This window comes from Sulfitobacter sp. M368 (genome assembly GCF_025141875.1).
GTDB lineage: Bacteria > Pseudomonadota > Alphaproteobacteria > Rhodobacterales > Rhodobacteraceae > Sulfitobacter > Sulfitobacter mediterraneus_A.
The window spans coordinates 1,473,696-1,491,699 of sequence record NZ_CP081113.1; the positions used below are offsets into that span (position 1 = coordinate 1,473,696).

General features: G+C 59.6%; 16 protein-coding genes. 7 read left to right on the plus strand and 9 right to left on the minus strand.

What is annotated here, in order from left to right:
• The first annotated feature begins 14 nt into the window (after positions 1-14).
• From K3754_RS07410 to K3754_RS07420, 3 genes are all read left to right on the plus strand, one after another.
• Entirely contained in the window at positions 15-449 is a 435-nt protein-coding gene (locus tag K3754_RS07410) for an ion channel (RefSeq protein WP_203211640.1), read from the plus strand.
• Positions 450-524: 75 nt separating this feature from the next.
• Entirely contained in the window at positions 525-1,649 is a 1,125-nt protein-coding gene (locus K3754_RS07415) for an aminotransferase class V-fold PLP-dependent enzyme (RefSeq protein ID WP_259942449.1), read from the plus strand.
• A gap of 197 nt (positions 1,650-1,846) precedes the next feature.
• Positions 1,847-2,392 carry a hypothetical protein gene (locus K3754_RS07420; protein WP_259942451.1) on the plus strand — a complete coding sequence of 182 codons (546 nt, stop codon included), beginning with the start codon at positions 1,847-1,849 and terminating at the stop codon, positions 2,390-2,392.
• Positions 2,393-2,622: 230 nt separating this feature from the next.
• Here the strand turns inward: K3754_RS07420 and K3754_RS07425 are convergent, their stop codons facing one another.
• Both K3754_RS07425 and K3754_RS07430 read right to left on the minus strand, forming a co-directional pair.
• Complete coding sequence (locus K3754_RS07425) at positions 2,623-3,819, minus strand: UbiH/UbiF family hydroxylase (RefSeq protein WP_259942454.1); 1,197 nt, start codon at positions 3,817-3,819, stop codon at positions 2,623-2,625.
• Between the two features lie 9 nt (positions 3,820-3,828).
• Positions 3,829-4,476 (minus strand): pyrimidine 5'-nucleotidase, encoded by a 648-nt coding sequence (locus K3754_RS07430; RefSeq protein ID WP_259942456.1) that lies wholly within the window; start codon positions 4,474-4,476, stop codon positions 3,829-3,831.
• Between the two features lie 100 nt (positions 4,477-4,576).
• Here K3754_RS07430 and K3754_RS07435 point away from each other — a divergent pair, with 100 nt between their 5' ends.
• Positions 4,577-5,230, plus strand: a complete 654-nt coding sequence (locus tag K3754_RS07435; RefSeq protein WP_203211636.1) for a GntR family transcriptional regulator — start codon at positions 4,577-4,579, stop codon at positions 5,228-5,230.
• Between the two features lie 29 nt (positions 5,231-5,259).
• Here the strand turns inward: K3754_RS07435 and K3754_RS07440 are convergent, their stop codons facing one another.
• Both K3754_RS07440 and carA read right to left on the minus strand, forming a co-directional pair.
• Positions 5,260-7,170: a glycosyltransferase family 2 protein gene (locus K3754_RS07440; RefSeq protein ID WP_259942461.1), complete on the minus strand. Its 1,911-nt coding sequence runs from the start codon at positions 7,168-7,170 to the stop codon at positions 5,260-5,262.
• Positions 7,171-7,272: 102 nt separating this feature from the next.
• Positions 7,273-8,430 (minus strand): glutamine-hydrolyzing carbamoyl-phosphate synthase small subunit, encoded by a 1,158-nt coding sequence (gene carA, locus K3754_RS07445; RefSeq protein WP_259942464.1) that lies wholly within the window; start codon positions 8,428-8,430, stop codon positions 7,273-7,275.
• A gap of 195 nt (positions 8,431-8,625) precedes the next feature.
• On the opposite strand from carA, the gene K3754_RS07450 reads away from it, so the two are divergent.
• Positions 8,626-9,084 carry a GatB/YqeY domain-containing protein gene (locus K3754_RS07450; protein ID WP_259942466.1) on the plus strand — a complete coding sequence of 153 codons (459 nt, stop codon included), beginning with the start codon at positions 8,626-8,628 and terminating at the stop codon, positions 9,082-9,084.
• A gap of 103 nt (positions 9,085-9,187) precedes the next feature.
• On the opposite strand, the gene K3754_RS07455 is transcribed toward K3754_RS07450, so the two are convergent.
• The gene (locus tag K3754_RS07455; RefSeq protein WP_259942469.1) at positions 9,188-9,829 is read right to left on the minus strand and encodes a class I SAM-dependent methyltransferase; all 642 of its coding nucleotides are present in this window, start codon (positions 9,827-9,829) and stop codon (positions 9,188-9,190) included.
• A gap of 95 nt (positions 9,830-9,924) precedes the next feature.
• Between K3754_RS07455 and K3754_RS07460 the strand changes: the two genes are divergently transcribed.
• On the plus strand, positions 9,925-10,809 hold the full coding sequence (locus K3754_RS07460) for a LysR family transcriptional regulator (protein ID WP_259942472.1): 885 nt from the start codon (positions 9,925-9,927) through the stop codon (positions 10,807-10,809).
• On the opposite strand, the gene K3754_RS07465 is transcribed toward K3754_RS07460, so the two are convergent.
• Both K3754_RS07465 and K3754_RS07470 read right to left on the minus strand, forming a co-directional pair.
• Positions 10,785-11,291 carry a DUF2244 domain-containing protein gene (locus K3754_RS07465; protein WP_259943279.1) on the minus strand — a complete coding sequence of 169 codons (507 nt, stop codon included), beginning with the start codon at positions 11,289-11,291 and terminating at the stop codon, positions 10,785-10,787. The genes K3754_RS07460 and K3754_RS07465 overlap by 25 nt on opposite strands.
• 79 nt (positions 11,292-11,370) lie before the next feature.
• A complete protein-coding gene (locus K3754_RS07470; protein WP_259942475.1) occupies positions 11,371-11,745 on the minus strand; it encodes a VOC family protein in 375 nt (124 codons plus the stop codon).
• 102 nt (positions 11,746-11,847) lie between these two features.
• Here K3754_RS07470 and K3754_RS07475 point away from each other — a divergent pair, with 102 nt between their 5' ends.
• Entirely contained in the window at positions 11,848-13,080 is a 1,233-nt protein-coding gene (locus K3754_RS07475; RefSeq protein WP_259942478.1) for an adenylate/guanylate cyclase domain-containing protein, read from the plus strand.
• A 33-nt stretch (positions 13,081-13,113) separates the two neighbouring features.
• On the opposite strand, the gene K3754_RS07480 is transcribed toward K3754_RS07475, so the two are convergent.
• Both K3754_RS07480 and K3754_RS07485 read right to left on the minus strand, forming a co-directional pair.
• Entirely contained in the window at positions 13,114-16,554 is a 3,441-nt protein-coding gene (locus K3754_RS07480) for a pyruvate carboxylase (protein ID WP_259942480.1), read from the minus strand.
• Between the two features lie 147 nt (positions 16,555-16,701).
• Positions 16,702-17,865, minus strand: a complete 1,164-nt coding sequence (locus tag K3754_RS07485; protein WP_259942483.1) for an alpha-hydroxy acid oxidase — start codon at positions 17,863-17,865, stop codon at positions 16,702-16,704.
• Between the last annotated feature and the right edge of the window lie 139 nt (positions 17,866-18,004).

Sequence of the window (18,004 nt, forward strand, 5' to 3'; positions counted from 1 at the left end):
TAAAGGATCGCGGCATGTTCATTCAGTTGCTTTTGGGAAGTGGTTTGATTGCAATCACTGCCATTGCCGCTGCGATGTCGTGGTGGGGGCTCGAACTGGCACTGGCGCGCAGTCACCGCTGGGTGATCCGCCCGCCTCATGGGCCAAAACTGACCATTGTTTTGTCCTTTGCGATGTTTTGGACATTGGTGATGATGACAGCGGCGGTCTGGATATGGGCGGTCGCCCTGTGGCTGTTGCAGATCTTTGTGACCTTTGAGGCATCGGTTTATTTCTCGCTGGTTGCCTTCACCACGCTGGGGTTTGGCGACATTCTGTTGCCGGTGGAATGGCGCCTGCTTGGCGGATTGGCAGCGGCAAATGGTCTTTTGATCTTTGGTTTGCTCACTGCGATGCTGGTGGAAACCCTGCGCCAGATCCGCACCCGCCAGCGCGGTGGCTCGGTTTGACCGGATCGGATATGGACATCAGATTGACTTACCTGCGCGGCGAAAGTGCAGGGCGAATTGCAAAAGGAACCTCAAATGGCTTTGCTAAATACAATTGACCCAAGCGGGTTGGATGAGTTTTCCGTGGTGTTTACGGATCGCTCGCTCAACCATATGTCCGCCGCCTTTCAACAGGTGATGCGCGACATCTCCGAGCTGATGAAAGAGGTTTACAACGCGGATGCTGTGGCCCTGATCCCCGGCGGCGGCACCTATGCGATGGAAGCCGTGGCGCGGCAGTTCGCCCGCGGCGCCGAGGTGCTGGTGGTGCGCAATGGCTGGTTTTCCTACCGCTGGAGCCAGATCATCGAAAGCGGCGATTTGACTGGCAACACCACCGTTATGAAGGCACGGCCTCAAGGCAATGCGCCGCAAAGCCCCTTTGCCCCTGCGCCGATTGAGGACGTGATCGCGGCCATCCACGAGAACAGGCCGCAGGTGGTGTTTGCCCCCCATGTGGAAACCAGTGCCGGGGTGATCCTGCCCGATGATTACATCACCGCCATGGCGCAGGCCGCCCATGAGATGGGGGCGCTGATGGTGCTGGATTGCATCGCTTCGGGCTGCGCTTGGGTCGATATGAAAGCCCTTGGCGTCGATGTGGCAATTTCGGCCCCGCAAAAGGGGTGGAGCGCCTCGCCAAGTGCAGGCATCGTGATGATGTCATCGCGTGCCGAAGCGCGGTTGGCAGAGACACAATCGGACAGTTTCGCCATTGATCTGGCCAAGTGGCGCAGCATCATGAAAGCCTATGAGGACGGCGGTCATGCCTATCATGCGACCATGCCGACCGATGCCTTGCGGGCGTTCCGCGATACGGTGATCGAGACCAAGGAATACGGATTTGACCGTTTGAAAGAGGCGCAATGGCGGCTTGGTGATGGGGTGCGGGCGATGTTGGCGGCCAAGGGCGTGACCTCGGTCGCGGCGGATGGCTTTGGTGCGCCGGGGGTTGTGGTCAGCTATACCTCCGACCCGCAGGTCCAGAACGGCAAGGCGTTTGCCGAAAAGGGTATGCAGATTGCCGCCGGTGTTCCGTTGCAGGTGGGTGAGCCTGAGGGCTTCAGCACCTTCCGTCTGGGCCTGTTTGGTTTGGACAAGCTTTATGATGTGGACGCCACATTGGCGAGGCTGGCGGCTGTGGTGGATGAGGTTGTTTGAGGGGGTGGTTCTTGGGGAGGGAAATGTCCGCTTTGCGGACGAAGCGGGCATTCGTAAGCTTCTGACGAATGTCTGCATACAGATTAGCCAATCGCGATCTCCGGCATTAGATGTCTGACGCGGTTTCGCCCAAATAAGGCCGGAATGTAAGAGTTTAATGTCGGAATTACAGAACTGGCTCTAGACGAGGACCTCTCATGGCTTTGACACCCTACGCTGACGCAAGCAGCATGACGCTCATAATCAGTGTTCAAAACGATGGTTCCGTCGCTCAAATGGGCAAAGACCTTAATGATGCGCTGACGCTTGTTCGGGAGGGTCTGAGCGACGTTGACCTGTTCCACTACACCATCGATTTGTCTGGAACGTGGCGTCCCGGAGATTGCGAACTTGCCCCCTGGGACGAACCCTTCAGCTCCGCGTGGCAAAAACTCATTGCCATACCGGCGATGCGTGAACCGCTTGCCGCTTGGCTTGGTAGCGTCGTTTCTCTGATCAAGGAGAATCAAGACAAGCAATTCAAAAGTATCAGCGAGCATGACCTGACCCAATTCGGCGAGGTGCCAGCATCCTATCTTGCGTTTGCAGACAAGGGTTATGTGCCGATCTACACCGACCTGCTGGGAGTTTGGGATTTGGGTCATGCCGTTTCACAATTTGGAGTGGTTGAACAGTTGATCGCAGCGCACGGCGAAAACGCCGATACTAATTCACTCAAAGCGGCCGTGGCAGACTGGCTGTAACCAAGTCCATAGAGTCAACATTGTAACTGGGAGTCGGCAACTACAACAGTCTTACAAGAGGCGTTTTGAAATGCTGGTCTGCGGCACGCAAAGCGGACATTTAATCACGACACAGCATCGGTGACTCTGGGCTGGAAACGGACATCTGGCGATTTCAGTCTGCGAAAGGTGCAACACAGCACAAGCAAGCGTCCCCCAGAGCCAACTTACGTGGCAAAGCGAACCCCGCGTTACCGCACGCCAAGGCCCATTTGCATCAGCATCTTGCGCACCTGCGGCATGGCATAAAGCGCATTGAGACCGGCCGCGCGGGCGTCGCGGGCGAGCGGGCTGCTGGCTTGGCTGGCGCGGTTGAGCAGGTCAATGCCGCGCACCCGCAGTTGGATGTCGGCAAAACGGGACTTGTGATATTTCTCCAGCATCGCCGCATCGCCCAGCGTTTCGGGATGTGCCACCGCCAGATCCAGCAAGCAGGCCAGATCATTGAGCGACATGTTCAACCCCTGCGCCCCGATGGGCGGCACGACATGGGCGGCCTCTGCGATCAACGCCAACCGTTCTCCCGACAACCTTTCGGCGTGCTGATTGATGATCGGCCAGACATTGCGCGGGCTGGCCAGCGTGAGTGGGCCAAACAGATGGCAGGACCGCTCTGACATTTCGGCCTCAAAATCGGCGGTGTCCGTTGCGGCGCGGGCCACGGTCAGGGGGCCATCGTCCATCCAGACCACCGCCGATGAGGGCATGCCATCCAGATCGGGCAGGGGCACCAGTGTGAACGGCCCGCCAGTGCGGTGAATCTCGGTCGATACATTTTCGTGCGGGATCGGGTGGGTCACGGCAAAGGCCAGTGCCTTTTGCCCATAACGCCGGGTGCTGACGGAAATGCCCGCCGCCTCGCGCATCGGGCTTGCGCGGCCATCGGCGGCGACCACCAGTTTGCAGCGGATGCGGCTGCCATCGGTCAGGCCCACGCGGGCCTCTGCGGTGCGGGTGAACAGGGATGTTGTGCCGGTGCCGGGCCGGAAATCCACATTAGGGAGATCGTTCAGCCGCGCCACCAGTTCCCGGCGGAGCAGCCAGTTGGGAAAGTTCCAGCCAAAGGGCTGGTCCGAAATGTCGCTGGCATCAAATTCGCGGGTCACGCGCGGCTGGGCCTCTGCGCCGCCCGCATCAACAATGCGCATGATCTGTAAAGGGGCGGCATGAGGGGCGAGCGCGGGCCAGATCTCGGCCGCTTCCAGCACCCGGCGGGCCGGCTGCAGGAATGCTGTGCTGCGCATGTCGGCGCCTTGGGCGTCCCGTTCCACCACGGGCGGGGCCGGATCAACGCAGATCACATCAAACCCTGCGGTGCCAAAGGCCGCCGCCGCGGTCAGCCCGGCAATCCCGCCGCCCGAGATCAGAATATCGCAGTCAAAAGCCATGGCTTACACTTATGCTTTCACCTGGCCGAGGAAACCCCGAAGATCATCGGTATGGTAATGAATATGCGCGGCATGCTGTCGCGCAGGGGCCACATGCACCGTGCGCATGCCCATCTCGAAGGGTGCGGACAGGTTACGGGCATCATCCTCGAACATCGCGGCAGAGGCAGGGTTCAGGCCGTCGGTGGCAAAAACCTTGTCAAAGGCCGCCCGGTCCGGCTTGGGCAGGAAATCGGCGTGTTCCACCCCGTAGACCGCATCAAACAGCCCCGACAGGCCACGCGCGGCCAGCACCCGCTCGGCATAGGGGGCGCAGCCATTGGTGTAGACAATGCGCCGCCCCGGCAGGCTGCGGATTTCGGCGGCAAGGTCGGGATCGGGGGTCAGGCTGTCCATGGAAATATCATGCACGTCCACAAGGTAGGGGGCGGGGTCGATGTCATGTTCGCGCATCAAGCCGGCCAATGTGGTGCCGTGTTCGTGCCAGTATTTGCGGCGCAGACGGTCCGCTTCGGGCTGATCCACCTTGAGTTCCTGCATCACCCAATTGGTCATGCGGACCTCAATCAGGTCAAACAGCCGCGCCTCGGGCGGGTACAGCGTGTTGTCCAGATCAAAGACCCAGGTATCGACGTGAGAGAAGGCATCGCGTGGCATATGTTTGGCTTAGGCGCTTGGCGGATGCTTCGCAAGGGGGCTGCGGGCTTGCGCCGAAGGGATCAGACAGTAAGGTGGCCGCAACCAAAGGAAGATTGCTATGGCCGCGCCCAAACCCGGATCAACAGACGCCTATTCGATGATACTTGAGGCCATCGATGTGGGCACCTATCGACCCGGTGACCGGCTGGTGGAAAGCGAATTGGCGGATCGTTTTGGCGTGTCACGCACCCCGGTGCGCGAGGCGTTGCAACGGTTGGAGACACAGTCCTTGCTGACACGTGACGGGCGCAGCCTTATCGTGGCGTCACTGGATCATAACCAAACCGCCGAACTTTACGTGGTGCGGGGGGAGTTGGAGGGGCTGGCCGCACGTCTGGCCGCCCGCCACGCCACCGAGGAAGAGGTGCGGGTTCTGCGCGAAATGGTGGAGTCGGACAATAAGCTGGTCAATGATCCCTCGGCGCTCTCGCGCAGCAACCGGCGCTTTCACAAACAGATCCATCTGTCCTCGCACAACCGCTATTTGGTGCAACAGCTCGATCTTTTGTACCGTTCCATGGCGCTTATGGCGACCACGTCATTGGCGGCGGAGGGGCGCGGAGCGCTTGCGCAGGCGGAACATGACAAGATCGTTTCAATGATCGAAGCGCGGGATGAAGATGGCGCGGATGAGGCGCTGCGCAGTCATATTTCGGTGGCCTTTGTGACCCGTCTCAAGCAAGAGGCGGCGCGCCGCGAGGACGAAGGCTAGACCCCTTGCCTTGGTGTCTGTGTCACCATTTAGCTGAGATGTGAGGCGTTTGCGGGCAAATGCGGCTGCGGGTCCGGCGTGACGCCATGCTGGGTTTTGTCCCAGAAAAACGGGCTGACCACAAATTCATGCAGAGCCTTGTACGCGGCCAGCGCCCCAAGTGGAAAATAGAACGGCGTCGTGAACACCCAAGGCATCAGGCGGCGGTGCCGCTCGCCGGAGGTGGCAATCATCCCGATCAACAGGTTCAGGGTCTCTGACAGAATAAACAGCGTCACCATCGCCCATAGCACCCCATTGCCCATGGTCATCGGAACCGGATGGGGCAGCCCCGCCAGCGCCAGCCAGAATGACCACAGCAGCGGCGCGGCGGCAAACTGGGCAAAGGTCGCCAGCAGCATGGTTTGCACCCCCAAAAAACGCAGCCACCCCAGATCACGCAACAAGGCGGCCGGATCGCGCATATGCACCGACCATGTGATCAAGAACCCCTTGAGCCAGCGCGAGCGTTGCCGCACCCAAGGCCACGTCCGGCAATTGGCCTCTTCAAATGTGACGGTATCAATCAGCTCCGTGCGGTATCCATGGCGGGCCAGTCGCACGCCAAGATCGGCATCCTCGGTGACGTTATGGGCATCCCAACCACAGAGCTTCTCCAGCAGATCACGGCGAAAAAACAGGGTTGTCCCGCCCAGGGGCAGCACCAGTCCCAACCGCGCCACACCGGGCAAAAGCACCCGCCACCATGCCGCATATTCGATTGTAAAACAACGTGATAACCAGTTTGCACTGCTGTTGTAGTAGTCCAGCTTGCCTTGCAGGCAAGCGACCTCTGGCGGGGCGGATTGGAAACGGGAGACGACCTTTTCGATCTGATCGGCCTCCGGGGCATCTTCGGCGTCCCAAACGCCAATGATCGATCCTTGGCAAAAGTCCATCGCATAGTTCAATGCCCGCGGTTTTGTGGTCAATTGATTGGCTTCGGGCACCTCGATCACATTGATCCATTCGGGTAGCGATGTGCGGGCCAATGTCTCGCGGGTGAGATCGTCCGTGGCCTCCAGCACCAACACAATTTCCAGCAGGGATTTTGGGTAGGTCAACCGTTCAAGCCTTTTGATCAGGGCGCCCGCAATTTCCTTCTCGTGCAGCAATGGCACCAGGACAGAAACTTTTGGCACCCGAAACGGCAGGACAGAGGAGGGCGCGGTCTGGCGCGGCGCTGTATATCTATGGGTCAACTCGGCCCAAAGCGCGGCGGCCTTGAGAGTGGTGGACATCACCAATGTCCCGACCGCGAAAAGCATCAGCACGGTGAGGGTCCAAAGGGGCGCGTAAATAAGCGCCACCAGCAAAGTGGCGATGACGGCCACAGCCCAATTGCGCCGCCGGTTTCCCGAAATGTCCCAAGTTCGGCAACTTTCGACTGCGGGCACCTTTCTGGCGGCATGCTGGACCAGTTCCGCGCCGTAAAGGCGGCTGATATGTTTCTTGATTTGCCGCGGCGAGGCGATGGCGGGAAACATCCGTTTGCCGTTCTCTCCCACGGAGAGGCGCAATTGTTCAAATTCATTGGGATTGCTGGTGGCAACGAGAAGCATACCATTCAGGGATAGCCACGGAACCACCTGAAATTTCAGGCAAACCGAAGCGGACAGATGCTGTGCCATCATCGGGGTTGGCGGTTGACCATCCAGATCGGCCAATTGTGCGGCGCTTTGGCGTGACAGCGCCAATAGAACATCGTTGCGCGTCGCCAACCCTTCGGCAACCAGGATTTCGCCAATAGGCGCGTCAACATGGCGCTGCAAATCCAACGCATGCGCCAAATCCTGATCACCAATAACCCCCGCCGCCATCAGGTGTTGGCCCAATGGCATACGTTTTTGAACCGGGTTGGCGATCTGCGGCGCTGCCAGAGCCAGCCGAAGATTGCTCATTTTCAAAACCCCAACCTGAAATTCAGGTCAGCATTGGCTTTGGTTGGTTAATTTTCCCTTAACCAGAGAGAAGAGCGGTTGACCGTCAAGCCGGATCGCGGATCAGGCGCGGTTTTCCATCGCTTCAGCAAAACGCTCAAACAGGTAGAAGCTGTCTTGCGGTCCGGGGGAGGCTTCAGGGTGGTGCTGGACCGACCACACCGGACGATCCGCCAGACGGATACCGCAATTGGACCCGTCAAACAGCGACACATGGGTCTCCACAACGCCCTCCGGAAGGGTCTGGGCATCGACAGCAAACCCATGGTTCATCGAAGTGATCTCAACCTTGCCGGTGTCATTGTCCTTGACCGGATGGTTGGCGCCGTGGTGGCCGTGGCTCATCTTGATGGTCTTGGCACCAAGGGCCAGTGCAAGCATCTGATGTCCAAGGCAAATTCCAAAAACCGGCAGCTCCGTCTTGTCCAGCACTTCGCGGATCATCGGCACGGCATAAGCGCCTGTGGCCGCCGGATCGCCGGGGCCGTTAGACAGGAACACGCCGTCAGGATTATGCGCCATCACATCCTCATAGGTGGCCGTGGCAGGCAGCACCGTCACATCACAACCGGCAGAGGCTAGGCAGCGCAGGATGTTGCGCTTGGCGCCATAATCAACGGCGACAACCTTGTGCTTGGGGTTCTCATTGGGTTTGTAGCCATCGGGCCAGGCCCAACGGGTCTCGTTCCAGCGGTAAGACTGCGCACAGGTCACTTCCTTGGCCAGATCCATGCCTTCCAAACCGGCAAAGGCGCGGGCCTTGGCGATCAGATCTTCGATATCGAAGTTGCCATCGGGGTCATGGGCCATCGCCACGTGGGGCGCGCCGCTGTGACGGATGGCGCGGGTTAGACGGCGGGTGTCCACACCGCCGATCGCGATCCGGCCCCGCGCCGCCAGCCAATTCGACAAATGCTGCACATTGCGCCAGTTGCTCGGGTCCGTCGGCATCCATTTGACGACCATGCCTGAGGCGACCGGATCGCCGGTTTCATCATCTTCGGGGTTGGTGCCAGTGTTACCGATGTGCGGAAAGGTGAATGTCACGATCTGGCCCGCATAGGAGGGGTCTGTCATGATCTCCTGATAACCGGTCATTGCTGTGTTAAAACAAAGCTCTGCGACGGTTTGGCCAGTGGCACCAAAACCCATGCCGTAGAAAATTGAACCGTCCGCCAGTACAAGACAGGCAGTCGGGCGAGGGGGAACGGGCGCGGACATGGGGGGCCTCCGGGCGGGATGTGTCTGGATAAATCTGCGCGAACCTAATGCCGGGGCGGGCTGTGGTCAAGTCTTGTTGAAAAATGAGATTGTGTTGGAAAACAATATCTTAGCGGCTTTGATGCCCATTGCCTGCTGGGCGGAGTGCAGGTATGGTCCGAAGCTTAGTATCGATCAGAGCACAGGACCGAACTCATGACTTTGCGCACCCGCATCTCAGATGCCCTCAAACAAGCCATGCGAGACAAGGCCGCTGAGCGGCTTTCGACCTTGCGGTTGATCAATGCTGCGATCAAGGACAAGGACATTGCGAGCCGCGCGACCGGCAGCGACGACGGCGCCAGCGAAGCCGAGGTTCTGGCGATTCTTGGCAAGATGGCCAAACAGCGGATGGAATCGGCGCGGGCCTATGAAGAGGGCGGGCGTCTGGATCTGGCTGAGCGGGAACGTCAGGAGATCGCTGTGATCGAAGAGTTCCTGCCGCGTCAACTTGACGATGCCGAGGTTGAAGCCGCCGTCGAAGCGGCGATTTCAGAGGTTGGTGCGTCGTCTATTCGGGACATGGGCAAGGTGATTGGCCTGCTCAAGACCAAGTACACAGGGCGGATGGATTTCGGCGCTGTTGGGCCGAAGGTTAAGAACCGCTTGGGCTAATTTTCCCACAGGGGTGCGATGCGCCCGAATTTCAAACATAACAAATGCTTGGCGGGACTACCTCATGCGGCGCATGAGGCAGTTATCCACAGGGTGGGGCTTCTTATGCCGGTTTCTGGGCGATCAGAAAAACGGCTTTGCGCTTGCCCGGACGCCAGCATGTGTGGATCTTTAAACCGGCATCCTGCACTGCATTTTCCAAATCACGTTTGCGTAGAAAATTGATGCGCGGCAAAAGTCCAAGGATGCGGCCGGGCCAAGCGATCAGTTTGAAAGCTGACAACCCTTCCGACATGCAGATGGTGCTGGTCACGAGATAGCCGCCAGGGGCCAGCATATTGGCCATGTTGGTGATCACTTCGCGATGATCTTTCACCAGATGCAGCAGGCTATGGGCCATGATCATGTCATAGGGCCGATCCGGTTGCGGGACATCTTCGGCCGCGGCCTCCACAAAGGTGATGTTCTCAATCGCCGCTGTGCGGGCCTTTTCGCGGGCGATGTCCAGCATGCCAGAGGATAAATCCGTTGCCGTGATATGCGCAACGTTTGGCGCGTGCCAAAGTGCGGTGGATCCGGTTCCACAGCCGATCTCAAGCACCTGCATGTCAGGTCGCATCAATGCGGCGGTTTCACGCAGCTTGCGTTCGTAGTTTTCCACATCGGAGATGGTGCTGCGGGCATAACCGGGGGCCATACGGTTCCAAAACCGGCTTTCGGGATGGGGTTTGGTGAGATTGGTCATTGGGTGATCCATGCATTTGAGGCGTGAAGTGTGGCTACACCATAAGAAATTTTAGGGGAATTGACTAAATCTGGTGAATTGCTATGCAAATTTGCATGGATTGGCGATTGATCAACTTTGATTGGAACAGGGCGCGGGCCTTTTTGGTCACGGCGGAAGAGGGCTCTTTGTCCGCCGCTGCGCGGGCTCTTGGCTTGACCCAGCCAACATTGGGCCGGCAGGTGGCCGCGCTGGAGGAGGAACTGGGCGTGGCCTTGTTTGAACGGGCAGGGCACGGGCTGATGCTGACCCCTTCAGGGCTCGAGATGATGGACCACGTCCGCGCCATGGGACAAGCCGCAGGTGGGCTGTCTCGGGTGGCATCGGGGCAATCCCAGACGGCGGAAGGATTGGTCAGCATCACCGCCAGCGAGATCCTGTCGGTCTATAATCTGCCGCCCGTTCTGGCCAAGCTGCGTCAGGCGCATCCGGGCATTCGCATTGATATCGTGGCCAGCAACGAACTGCGCGATTTGAGGCGCCGCGAGGCCGATATCGCCCTGCGTAATGTAAGGCCCACCGATCCGCAATTGATCGCCCGAAAGCTGCGCAATGGGCGGGCCAGCCTTTATGCCGCGCAAAGCTATGTGCGGGATAACGGTCCCTTTGACACGCTCAAGTCGCTGGTGGCGGCTGATTTTATCGGCTTTGCCGACAATGATGTTCTGATAGACGGCTTGAACGCGGCGGGCGTGCCGGTTACGGCGGAGAACTTTGTTTTGACCAGTGCCACCCATCTTGTGCAATGGCAAATGGTGCAGCAGGGGCTTGGTATCGGGATCATGACCGATGATGTGGCGGCGCAAACGGCGGGGGTGGTGCGGCTGATGCCGGGGATTGCCCCCTTTGAGATCGAAACCTGGCTGGTGGCCCACCGCGAGTTGAGCACAAGCCGCCGGATGCGCATTGTCTTTGATTATCTGGTTGAGGCACTTGGCTGATCCGGGGGCAGGCGGCGCTGCAGCTCCTCAAAAAGGGCGATGCGTTCGTCCTCGGACAGGAAGGCTCCGATTTCGACTTCGCGCCCCTTGCCGCGCAAGGTGACGTAGTGCGGCACCGGGCCGTCTGCGTCATATTTCGTGACCTTGGTCCAATAGCGGTCGCAATCCCAGTCTTTGACCTCCCCCTTGGCCGTAGTGTGGCGCAGGTGGGTCATCTCCTGATCGAGGGTCAGCACCTCTTCGATCAGGCGGGATTTGTGATTGCGTTGCAGGGCAAAGTACATCCCCGCCACCGCCAGCAAGACAAAGGGCAACAAACCCCACAGCAGCGCCGTGCCCAACAGCGGCAGGGTCGGGATCAGGATCAGCGTGAAGGTCACAAGGATAAAGCCAGCAAAGCCGCGGGGCGGCAGGGATTGATGCGGCCAAAGGCGCATTTCCTGAGGTGTGTCACCGGGCGAGGTGGTCCATTCGTAGGGCATCGGATCAGCGCAATTGTTGTCTTGGATGGCCAAGATAACCGCCCCAGGCGTCAAGGCAATGCGGCACGATGTGCAAACTTCAGCTGCCGATCAGATCCCAACGATTGCCAAAAATGTCGCGGAACACTGCAACGGTGCCATAGGGCTCATGGCGCGGCGCTTCTTCAAAGGTGACACCCGCCGCCAACAGCCGCGCATGATCTGCGGCAAAATCATCGGTTTGCAAGAACAGCCAGACCCGCCCTGCGCCCTGATCGCCGATCGCGGCGGTTTGCCGGTCGTCTGCCGCTTGGGCCAGAACAAAACCCGCGCCGCCGCCCGGAGGTGTAACCCGGACCCAACGTTTGTGCCCCTGATCAATATCTTCATCCAAAACAAACCCCATTTGCCCGCAGTAAAAGGCAATGGCGGCGTCATAGTCGGGGACAATCAAGGTCAGGGCAGAAAGGCGCATGTGACGTCAGTGCAGGTTCTGCGCCCGATGATCAAGCGTTTGAAAGATGCGATGGGTCAGGATTGATTTGCAAGCGGTCCAGCCTGCCCCCATATTGCGCATATGCAGCCAGACCCGAACCTCAGCAGTCATGACGCCATTGCAGAATGGCTTGTCCTACAAGGGGTCTACGGCACCTCGCAAGAAGACCTGCTTGAAGGGTATTGCACCCGGATATTGCAGGCGGGTCTCCCGGTGCAGCGGGTGCATGTGGCACAGCGGGCCTATCATCCCGAATATGGCGGTTTTGGCTACAACTGGCAGCGCGATGCAGGCATGGAGCGCGATTCCTATGAACACACGGATGCGCCGCTGGATGTCTGGCTGGCCAGCCCGCTTTATTATCTGTTGAGTGTCGATGAGGCGGATCTGCGGATCAGCCTCGAAAAAGGCGACCCGCCCGCCCGGTTTCCGTTTCTGTCCGAATTGAAAGAACGCGGATGCACCGATTATTTCGCGGCCAAGGTCAGCTTTGAACAGCCGCGCAATTCGTTGGCGACCAATCCCGATGACCCCGCCGAAGGATTGATGATGTCCTGGACCAGCGACAGCGAAGGCGGGTTTTCTGATAGTGATCTTGCCATGTTGCGGCGGTTGTTGCCCTATTTGGGGCTGGCGCTCAAATCGGCGTCGAACCGGCAGATGGCCAGTGACATCGTGCAGACTTATCTGGGCGCCGATGCGGGCGAACGGGTGCTGTCGGGCGATATCGTGCGCGGCTCATCCGAGACAATACATGCGGTGATCTGGTACTTTGATCTGCGCGGTTTTACCAAATTGTCGGAACGGATTGCCGGTCATGCGGTCATTGATATGCTCAATGACTACTTTGGCGAAGTGGTCGGCCTTGTGGAAGGGCACGGCGGTAATGTCTTGAAATTTATGGGCGATGGCCTGCTTGCGATCTTTGATTGCAGCAAAGACGCCGGCGCGGTGGACAATGCGCTTGAGGCGGCGATCCAGGTGGGAGAGCGGATGGCGGCGGTCAGCGCCCGGCGGGCGGAGGAGGGATTGACCACCACCGATTACTCGCTCTCGCTGCATCTGGGTGATGTGCTTTATGGCAATATCGGCGGCAAGGCGCGGCTGGATTTCACGGTGATCGGGGCTGCGGTCAATCAAACGGCCCGTATTCAGGGCATGTGTGGGCCGCTGGACCGCAACTTTATCATGTCCGCCCAGGTCGCGCGGCAGGTCACAACCCGCAAGGCGCAGGTGATCTCGCTTGGCCCCTATATGCTGCGCGGTGTCGAAGCGCCGCAGGAATTGTTCACGCTGTATTTAGGCAGCGAATGACAGGGCGGCGTTGAACCGCCCTGCTGATAGCCTTTATTCCAACTCGACCAGCAGGTCTTTGGCGTCGATCTGGCCACCTGCCTGCACGTGCACGGCCTTCACAACCGCGTCGCGCTCGGCGTGGATGCCGGTTTCCATCTTCATCGCTTCGATGGTCAGCAGGAGGTCACCTGCGTGAACGGTTTGCCCAACCACGGCCCCGACAGAGGCCACAACCCCCGGCATCGGTGCGCCGATGTGATTCTCATTACCCGCCTCGGCCTTGGGCCGTTGCAGGGTTGTCGATTTGACCAATCGGTTCGGCACCCGGATCACACGCGGCTGGCCGTTGAGTTCAAAGAACACTTTGACTTCGCCGTCTTCGGTGGTCTCGCTCATCGCTTGCATGCGAATTTCGAGGGTCTTGCCGGGGTCAATCTCGGCAGAGATTTCTTCGCCCGGTTCCATGCCATAGAAGAAGGTTTGCGTCGGCAAGGTGCGCACCGGGCCATAGATGCGGTGGCGGCCCATGTAATCGAGGAAGACCTTGGGATACATCAGATAGCCGCAGAGATCCTCATCATCGATGGCCATGCCGTCCAGCTCTGCCGACAGCTCGGCGCGGACGGCTTCGAGATCGACCGGTTCAAGGTGTTTGCCGGGGCGTTCGGTGTTGGGCGCTTCGCCCTTGAGCACCTTTTTGACGATCCCCTCCGGGAAGCCGCCAGGAGGCTGGCCCAGGTTGCCGCGCATCATGTCAACAACGCTGTCGGGAAAGGCAACATCGGTTTCGGAGTTCTCCACATCGGCGCGGGAAAGCCCTTGGGAGACCATCATCAACGCCATGTCGCCCACAACCTTGGAGGAGGGCGTCACTTTGACGATATCGCCGAACATCTGGTTCACATCCGCATAGGTGCGGGCGACCTCTGGCCAGCGGTCATCCAGGCCAAGCGAGGCGGCCTGCGCCTTGAGGTTGGTGAACTGGCCGCCGGGCATTTCGTGCAGATACACCTCGGAGGAAGGCGCCTGCATGCCGGTTTCAAAGGCGCTGTATTGGCCGCGTACCGCTTCCCAATAGTCAGAGATTTCGCGCACTGCGTTCATATCCAGACCGGTGTCGCGGTCGGTGTGTTTGAGCGCCTCAACCACGGACCCAAGCGTCGCTTGTGAGGTATTGCCGCTGAGCGCGTCCATGGCGCAATCCACCGCATCCACACCGGCCTCGGAGGCCGCAAGGATGGTGGCAGAGGCAATGCCCGCCGTGTCGTGCGTGTGGAAGTGGATCGGCAGGCCAACCTCGGTCTTGAGCGCCTTGATCAACACGCGGGCTTGCGCCGGTTTCAAAAGTCCGGCCATATCCTTCAGGCCCAGCACATGGGCGCCAGCGGCCTTCAGATCCTTGCCCATCTGGACATAGTATTTCAGGTCATATTTGGCGCGGTTCGGGTCAAAGATATCGCCGGTGTAGCAGATCGTGCCTTCGCAGACCTTGTTCGCCTCGACCACGGCATCCATTGCGACGCGCATGTTTTCTACCCAGTTCAGGCTGTCAAAGACGCGGAAGACATCGACCCCGGTTTCGGCGGCCGTGGCGACAAATTTCTGCACGACATTGTCAGGGTAGTTGGTGTAGCCCACACCGTTTGAGGCGCGCAGCAACATCTGCGTCATCACATTGGGCAGGGCGGCGCGCAGATCGCGCAGGCGCTGCCATGGGCATTCCTGCAAGAACCGGTAGGCCACGTCAAATGTTGCACCGCCCCAGCATTCCATCGAGAACAGTTGCGGCAGGTTGGCGGCATAGGCGGGGGCGACCTTGATCATGTCGTGGCTGCGCATCCGCGTGGCCAGCAAGGATTGGTGCCCGTCGCGCATGGTTGTGTCGGTGATCAACAGCTGGCGTTGTTGGCCCATCCAGTCGGCCACGGCTTGCGGGCCTTTCTGTTCGAGCAGATTGCGTGTGCCCATCATCGGATCTGCCTTGGTGGCGGGCGGTTTGGGATCGCGCAATTGCACAGAGGGGCGCGGGGTATCCTTGGTCTCGGGGTGCCCGTTCACGGTGATGTCGGCGATATAGGTCAAAACCTTGGTGCCGCGGTCCTTGCGCTTTTTGAACTGGAACAGCTCGGGCGTCTCGTCAATGAACTTGGTCGTGTATTCGTTGTTCAAGAACGTCGGATGCTTGAGCAGGTTTTCCACAAAGGCAATGTTGGTGCTGACGCCGCGCACACGGAATTCCCGCAGGGCGCGGTCCATCCGGGAGATCGCCTTTTCCGGGGTTGGCGCCCAGGCCGTGACCTTGGTCAGCAGGCTGTCGTAATAGCGGGTGATCACCCCGCCCGCATAGGCGGTGCCGCCATCCAGGCGGATGCCCATGCCGGTGGCTGAGCGGTAAGCGGTGATGCGGCCATAATCGGGAATAAAATTGTTCAGCGGGTCTTCGGTGGTGACGCGGGTCTGGAGGGCATGGCCATTCAGGCGGATCTCGTCCTGTGCGTTCTTGCCCGTGGCCTCGGCAATGGTCTTGCCCTCGGCGATCAGGATCTGCGCCTGCACAATGTCGATGCCGGTGACCTCTTCGGTGACGGTATGTTCCACCTGCACCCGCGGGTTCACCTCGATGAAGTAGAATTTGCCCGTTTCCATATCCATCAGGAATTCAACAGTGCCAGCACATTCATAGCCGACATGGGCGCAGATCTTGCGGCCCAGCTCGCAGATCTCGGCGCGCTGTTCTTCGGTCAGATAGGGGGCAGGGGCGCGTTCCACGACCTTTTGATTGCGGCGCTGTACCGAACAATCGCGTTCAAACAGGTGGTAGATTTCCCCGTGTTTGTCGCCAAGGATCTGCACCTCGACGTGGCGGGCGCGGATGATCATCTTTTCCAGATAACCTTCGCCATTGCCAAAGGCGGCCTCGGCCTCGCGGCGGCCCTCCAGCACTTTTTCCTCAAGCTCGGCCTCGCCGTGGATCGGGCGCATGCCGCGCCCGCCACCGCCCCATGACGCCTTGAGCATCAGCGGATAACCGACCTCGGCTGCCTCGGCGCGGATGGCGTCCATGTCATCGCCCAGCACCTCGGTGGCGGGAATGACCGGCACACCGGCCTCCATGGCGACGCGGCGGGCGGATGCCTTGTCGCCCAAGGCCCGCATGGTTTCTGCCTTGGGCCCGATAAAGGTGATGCCGTTGTTTTCGCAGGCGTCAACAAAATCGGGGTTCTCCGAGAGCAGACCATAGCCGGGGTGGATCGCATCCGCGCCGGATTCCTTGGCCACGCGGATGATCTCATCAATCGACAGATAGGCCGCGACTGGCCCCAATCCTTCGCCAATGCGGTAGGCCTCATCTGCCTTGAACCGGTGCAGACCCAGCTTGTCCTCTTCGGCATAGACGGCCACTGTTGTCTTGCCCATCTCGCTGACGGCACGCATGACGCGAATGGCAATTTCGCCGCGGTTGGCGATCAGGACTTTGGAAAAATCGGGCATGGGGCAGATCCTCGACGATTGAATTTGGCCGCACTTTAAGGATGCTGCGATGCAGCGCAATCCCTCCTGCGACGGTTTTGTAACAATTGCGAAAGGTTTCGTAAGGATTGGCGCGCAGGGTCAACTGCCCCAACGTCAATTTTTCCTTTACAGGGCTGGTTTTACAGGATTTTCTGTTAGCGCAATCGGGGCGGGCAGGTTTTTTAGGTCTGTTGCGCCCAATTGGCCCATATTGGCGCTGAGATCCTTGGAAAGCAGGTCAATCAGGTGATCAACGCCCCTTGGACCCAGCGCTGCAAGTGCGAAATGCGCGGCGCGGCCCAGCATGACAAAATCCGCGCCGAGGGCCATTGCCCGCAGGATATCAAGGCCACTTTCCACACCGCTGTCAAAGATCACAGGCAGGTCTGTTGCGTCCCGAATGGCCGGAAGTGCGGCGATGCTGGACGGCGCGCCATCAAACTGGCGACCCGCGTGATTGGACACCCAGATGCCATCCACGCCAAGGCTTTCCAGCTGTGCTGCATCTTCAGGGCGCAACACACCTTTGATGACAAATGGCCCGTCCCAATGATCGCGCAGCCATTTGACATACTCCCAATCGGGCGCCGTGCGCAGCAGGTAGCCCACATGGGCCGTGGGGGACAGATTGGCGGTGGCGTCACTTGTGTATTTGTCCAGCATCCGCATATGCGGCATGCCGCGCTGCGCCATACCCAAGGCCCAGGCCGGACGCAGCGCCACTTGCGCCATCAGGCGCGGTGTCAATTTTGGCGGGTTGGTCAGACCCGATCGCACCTGTCTTTCGCGGCGGCTGGCCACGGGCACATCTACGGTCAGGATCAAAGTGTTGAACCCGGCGGATCTGGCCCGCAGCAACATATCCTTGCGGATCTCGGGATCGCGGGGTGGATACATCTGGAACCAGCCGTGGCTGCCCAGATGCGGGGCGAGGTCTTCGGGGCTTTGGCTGGCGACGGTGGAAAGGGAATAGGGGATGCCCGCCCTGGCCGCGGCGCGGGCGAGGTGGCCTTCGGCGTCGGGCCAGATCAGACCGGACATGCCAATGGGCGAAAACCCGAAAGGCAGGGGAAGTGTCTGGCCAAAGAGGGAGATGCTCAGGTCCGGGATGAATTCGCCGCCCAGAATCGCCGGCATCATGCCGATACGGTCGAGATCTGCGCGGTTGCGGGCCTTTGTCGCCTCGTTGCCGGTGCCGCTGTCGAGATATTCCCACACAAATTTGGGTATCCGCCTTTGGGCGCGGCGGCGCAGGTCAGACAGGGCGGGGTAGGTGGCGTGCAGGTCCATATCAGCATTTGCGCCAAGAGGGGCGGAATTGTCTAGCGCCAGTTGGGGGCCAGCCCCCAAACCCCCGGAGGTATTTAAGGCCAAAAAGGGAGGGGAACATCCCAAGAACATGGGTTTTCCTGCGCGGTGAAAGCGGCTA

What these genes read in the sequence shown, in the direction of transcription:
- K3754_RS07410 (WP_203211640.1), top strand. Translation starts at nt 15, where the DNA reads ATGTTCATTCAGTTGCTTTTGGGAAGTGGTTTGATTGCAATCACTGCC.
- K3754_RS07415 (WP_259942449.1), top strand. Translation starts at nt 525, where the DNA reads ATGGCTTTGCTAAATACAATTGACCCAAGCGGGTTGGATGAGTTTTCC.
- K3754_RS07420 (WP_259942451.1), top strand. Translation starts at nt 1,847, where the DNA reads ATGGCTTTGACACCCTACGCTGACGCAAGCAGCATGACGCTCATAATC.
- K3754_RS07425 (WP_259942454.1), bottom strand. Translation starts at nt 3,819, where the DNA reads ATGGCTTTTGACTGCGATATTCTGATCTCGGGCGGCGGGATTGCCGGG.
- K3754_RS07430 (WP_259942456.1), bottom strand. Translation starts at nt 4,476, where the DNA reads ATGCCACGCGATGCCTTCTCTCACGTCGATACCTGGGTCTTTGATCTG.
- K3754_RS07435 (WP_203211636.1), top strand. Translation starts at nt 4,577, where the DNA reads ATGGCCGCGCCCAAACCCGGATCAACAGACGCCTATTCGATGATACTT.
- K3754_RS07440 (WP_259942461.1), bottom strand. Translation starts at nt 7,170, where the DNA reads ATGAGCAATCTTCGGCTGGCTCTGGCAGCGCCGCAGATCGCCAACCCG.
- carA (WP_259942464.1), bottom strand. Translation starts at nt 8,430, where the DNA reads ATGTCCGCGCCCGTTCCCCCTCGCCCGACTGCCTGTCTTGTACTGGCG.
- K3754_RS07450 (WP_259942466.1), top strand. Translation starts at nt 8,626, where the DNA reads ATGACTTTGCGCACCCGCATCTCAGATGCCCTCAAACAAGCCATGCGA.
- K3754_RS07455 (WP_259942469.1), bottom strand. Translation starts at nt 9,829, where the DNA reads ATGACCAATCTCACCAAACCCCATCCCGAAAGCCGGTTTTGGAACCGT.
- K3754_RS07460 (WP_259942472.1), top strand. Translation starts at nt 9,925, where the DNA reads ATGGATTGGCGATTGATCAACTTTGATTGGAACAGGGCGCGGGCCTTT.
- K3754_RS07465 (WP_259943279.1), bottom strand. Translation starts at nt 11,291, where the DNA reads ATGCCCTACGAATGGACCACCTCGCCCGGTGACACACCTCAGGAAATG.
- K3754_RS07470 (WP_259942475.1), bottom strand. Translation starts at nt 11,745, where the DNA reads ATGCGCCTTTCTGCCCTGACCTTGATTGTCCCCGACTATGACGCCGCC.
- K3754_RS07475 (WP_259942478.1), top strand. Translation starts at nt 11,848, where the DNA reads ATGCAGCCAGACCCGAACCTCAGCAGTCATGACGCCATTGCAGAATGG.
- K3754_RS07480 (WP_259942480.1), bottom strand. Translation starts at nt 16,554, where the DNA reads ATGCCCGATTTTTCCAAAGTCCTGATCGCCAACCGCGGCGAAATTGCC.
- K3754_RS07485 (WP_259942483.1), bottom strand. Translation starts at nt 17,865, where the DNA reads ATGGACCTGCACGCCACCTACCCCGCCCTGTCTGACCTGCGCCGCCGC.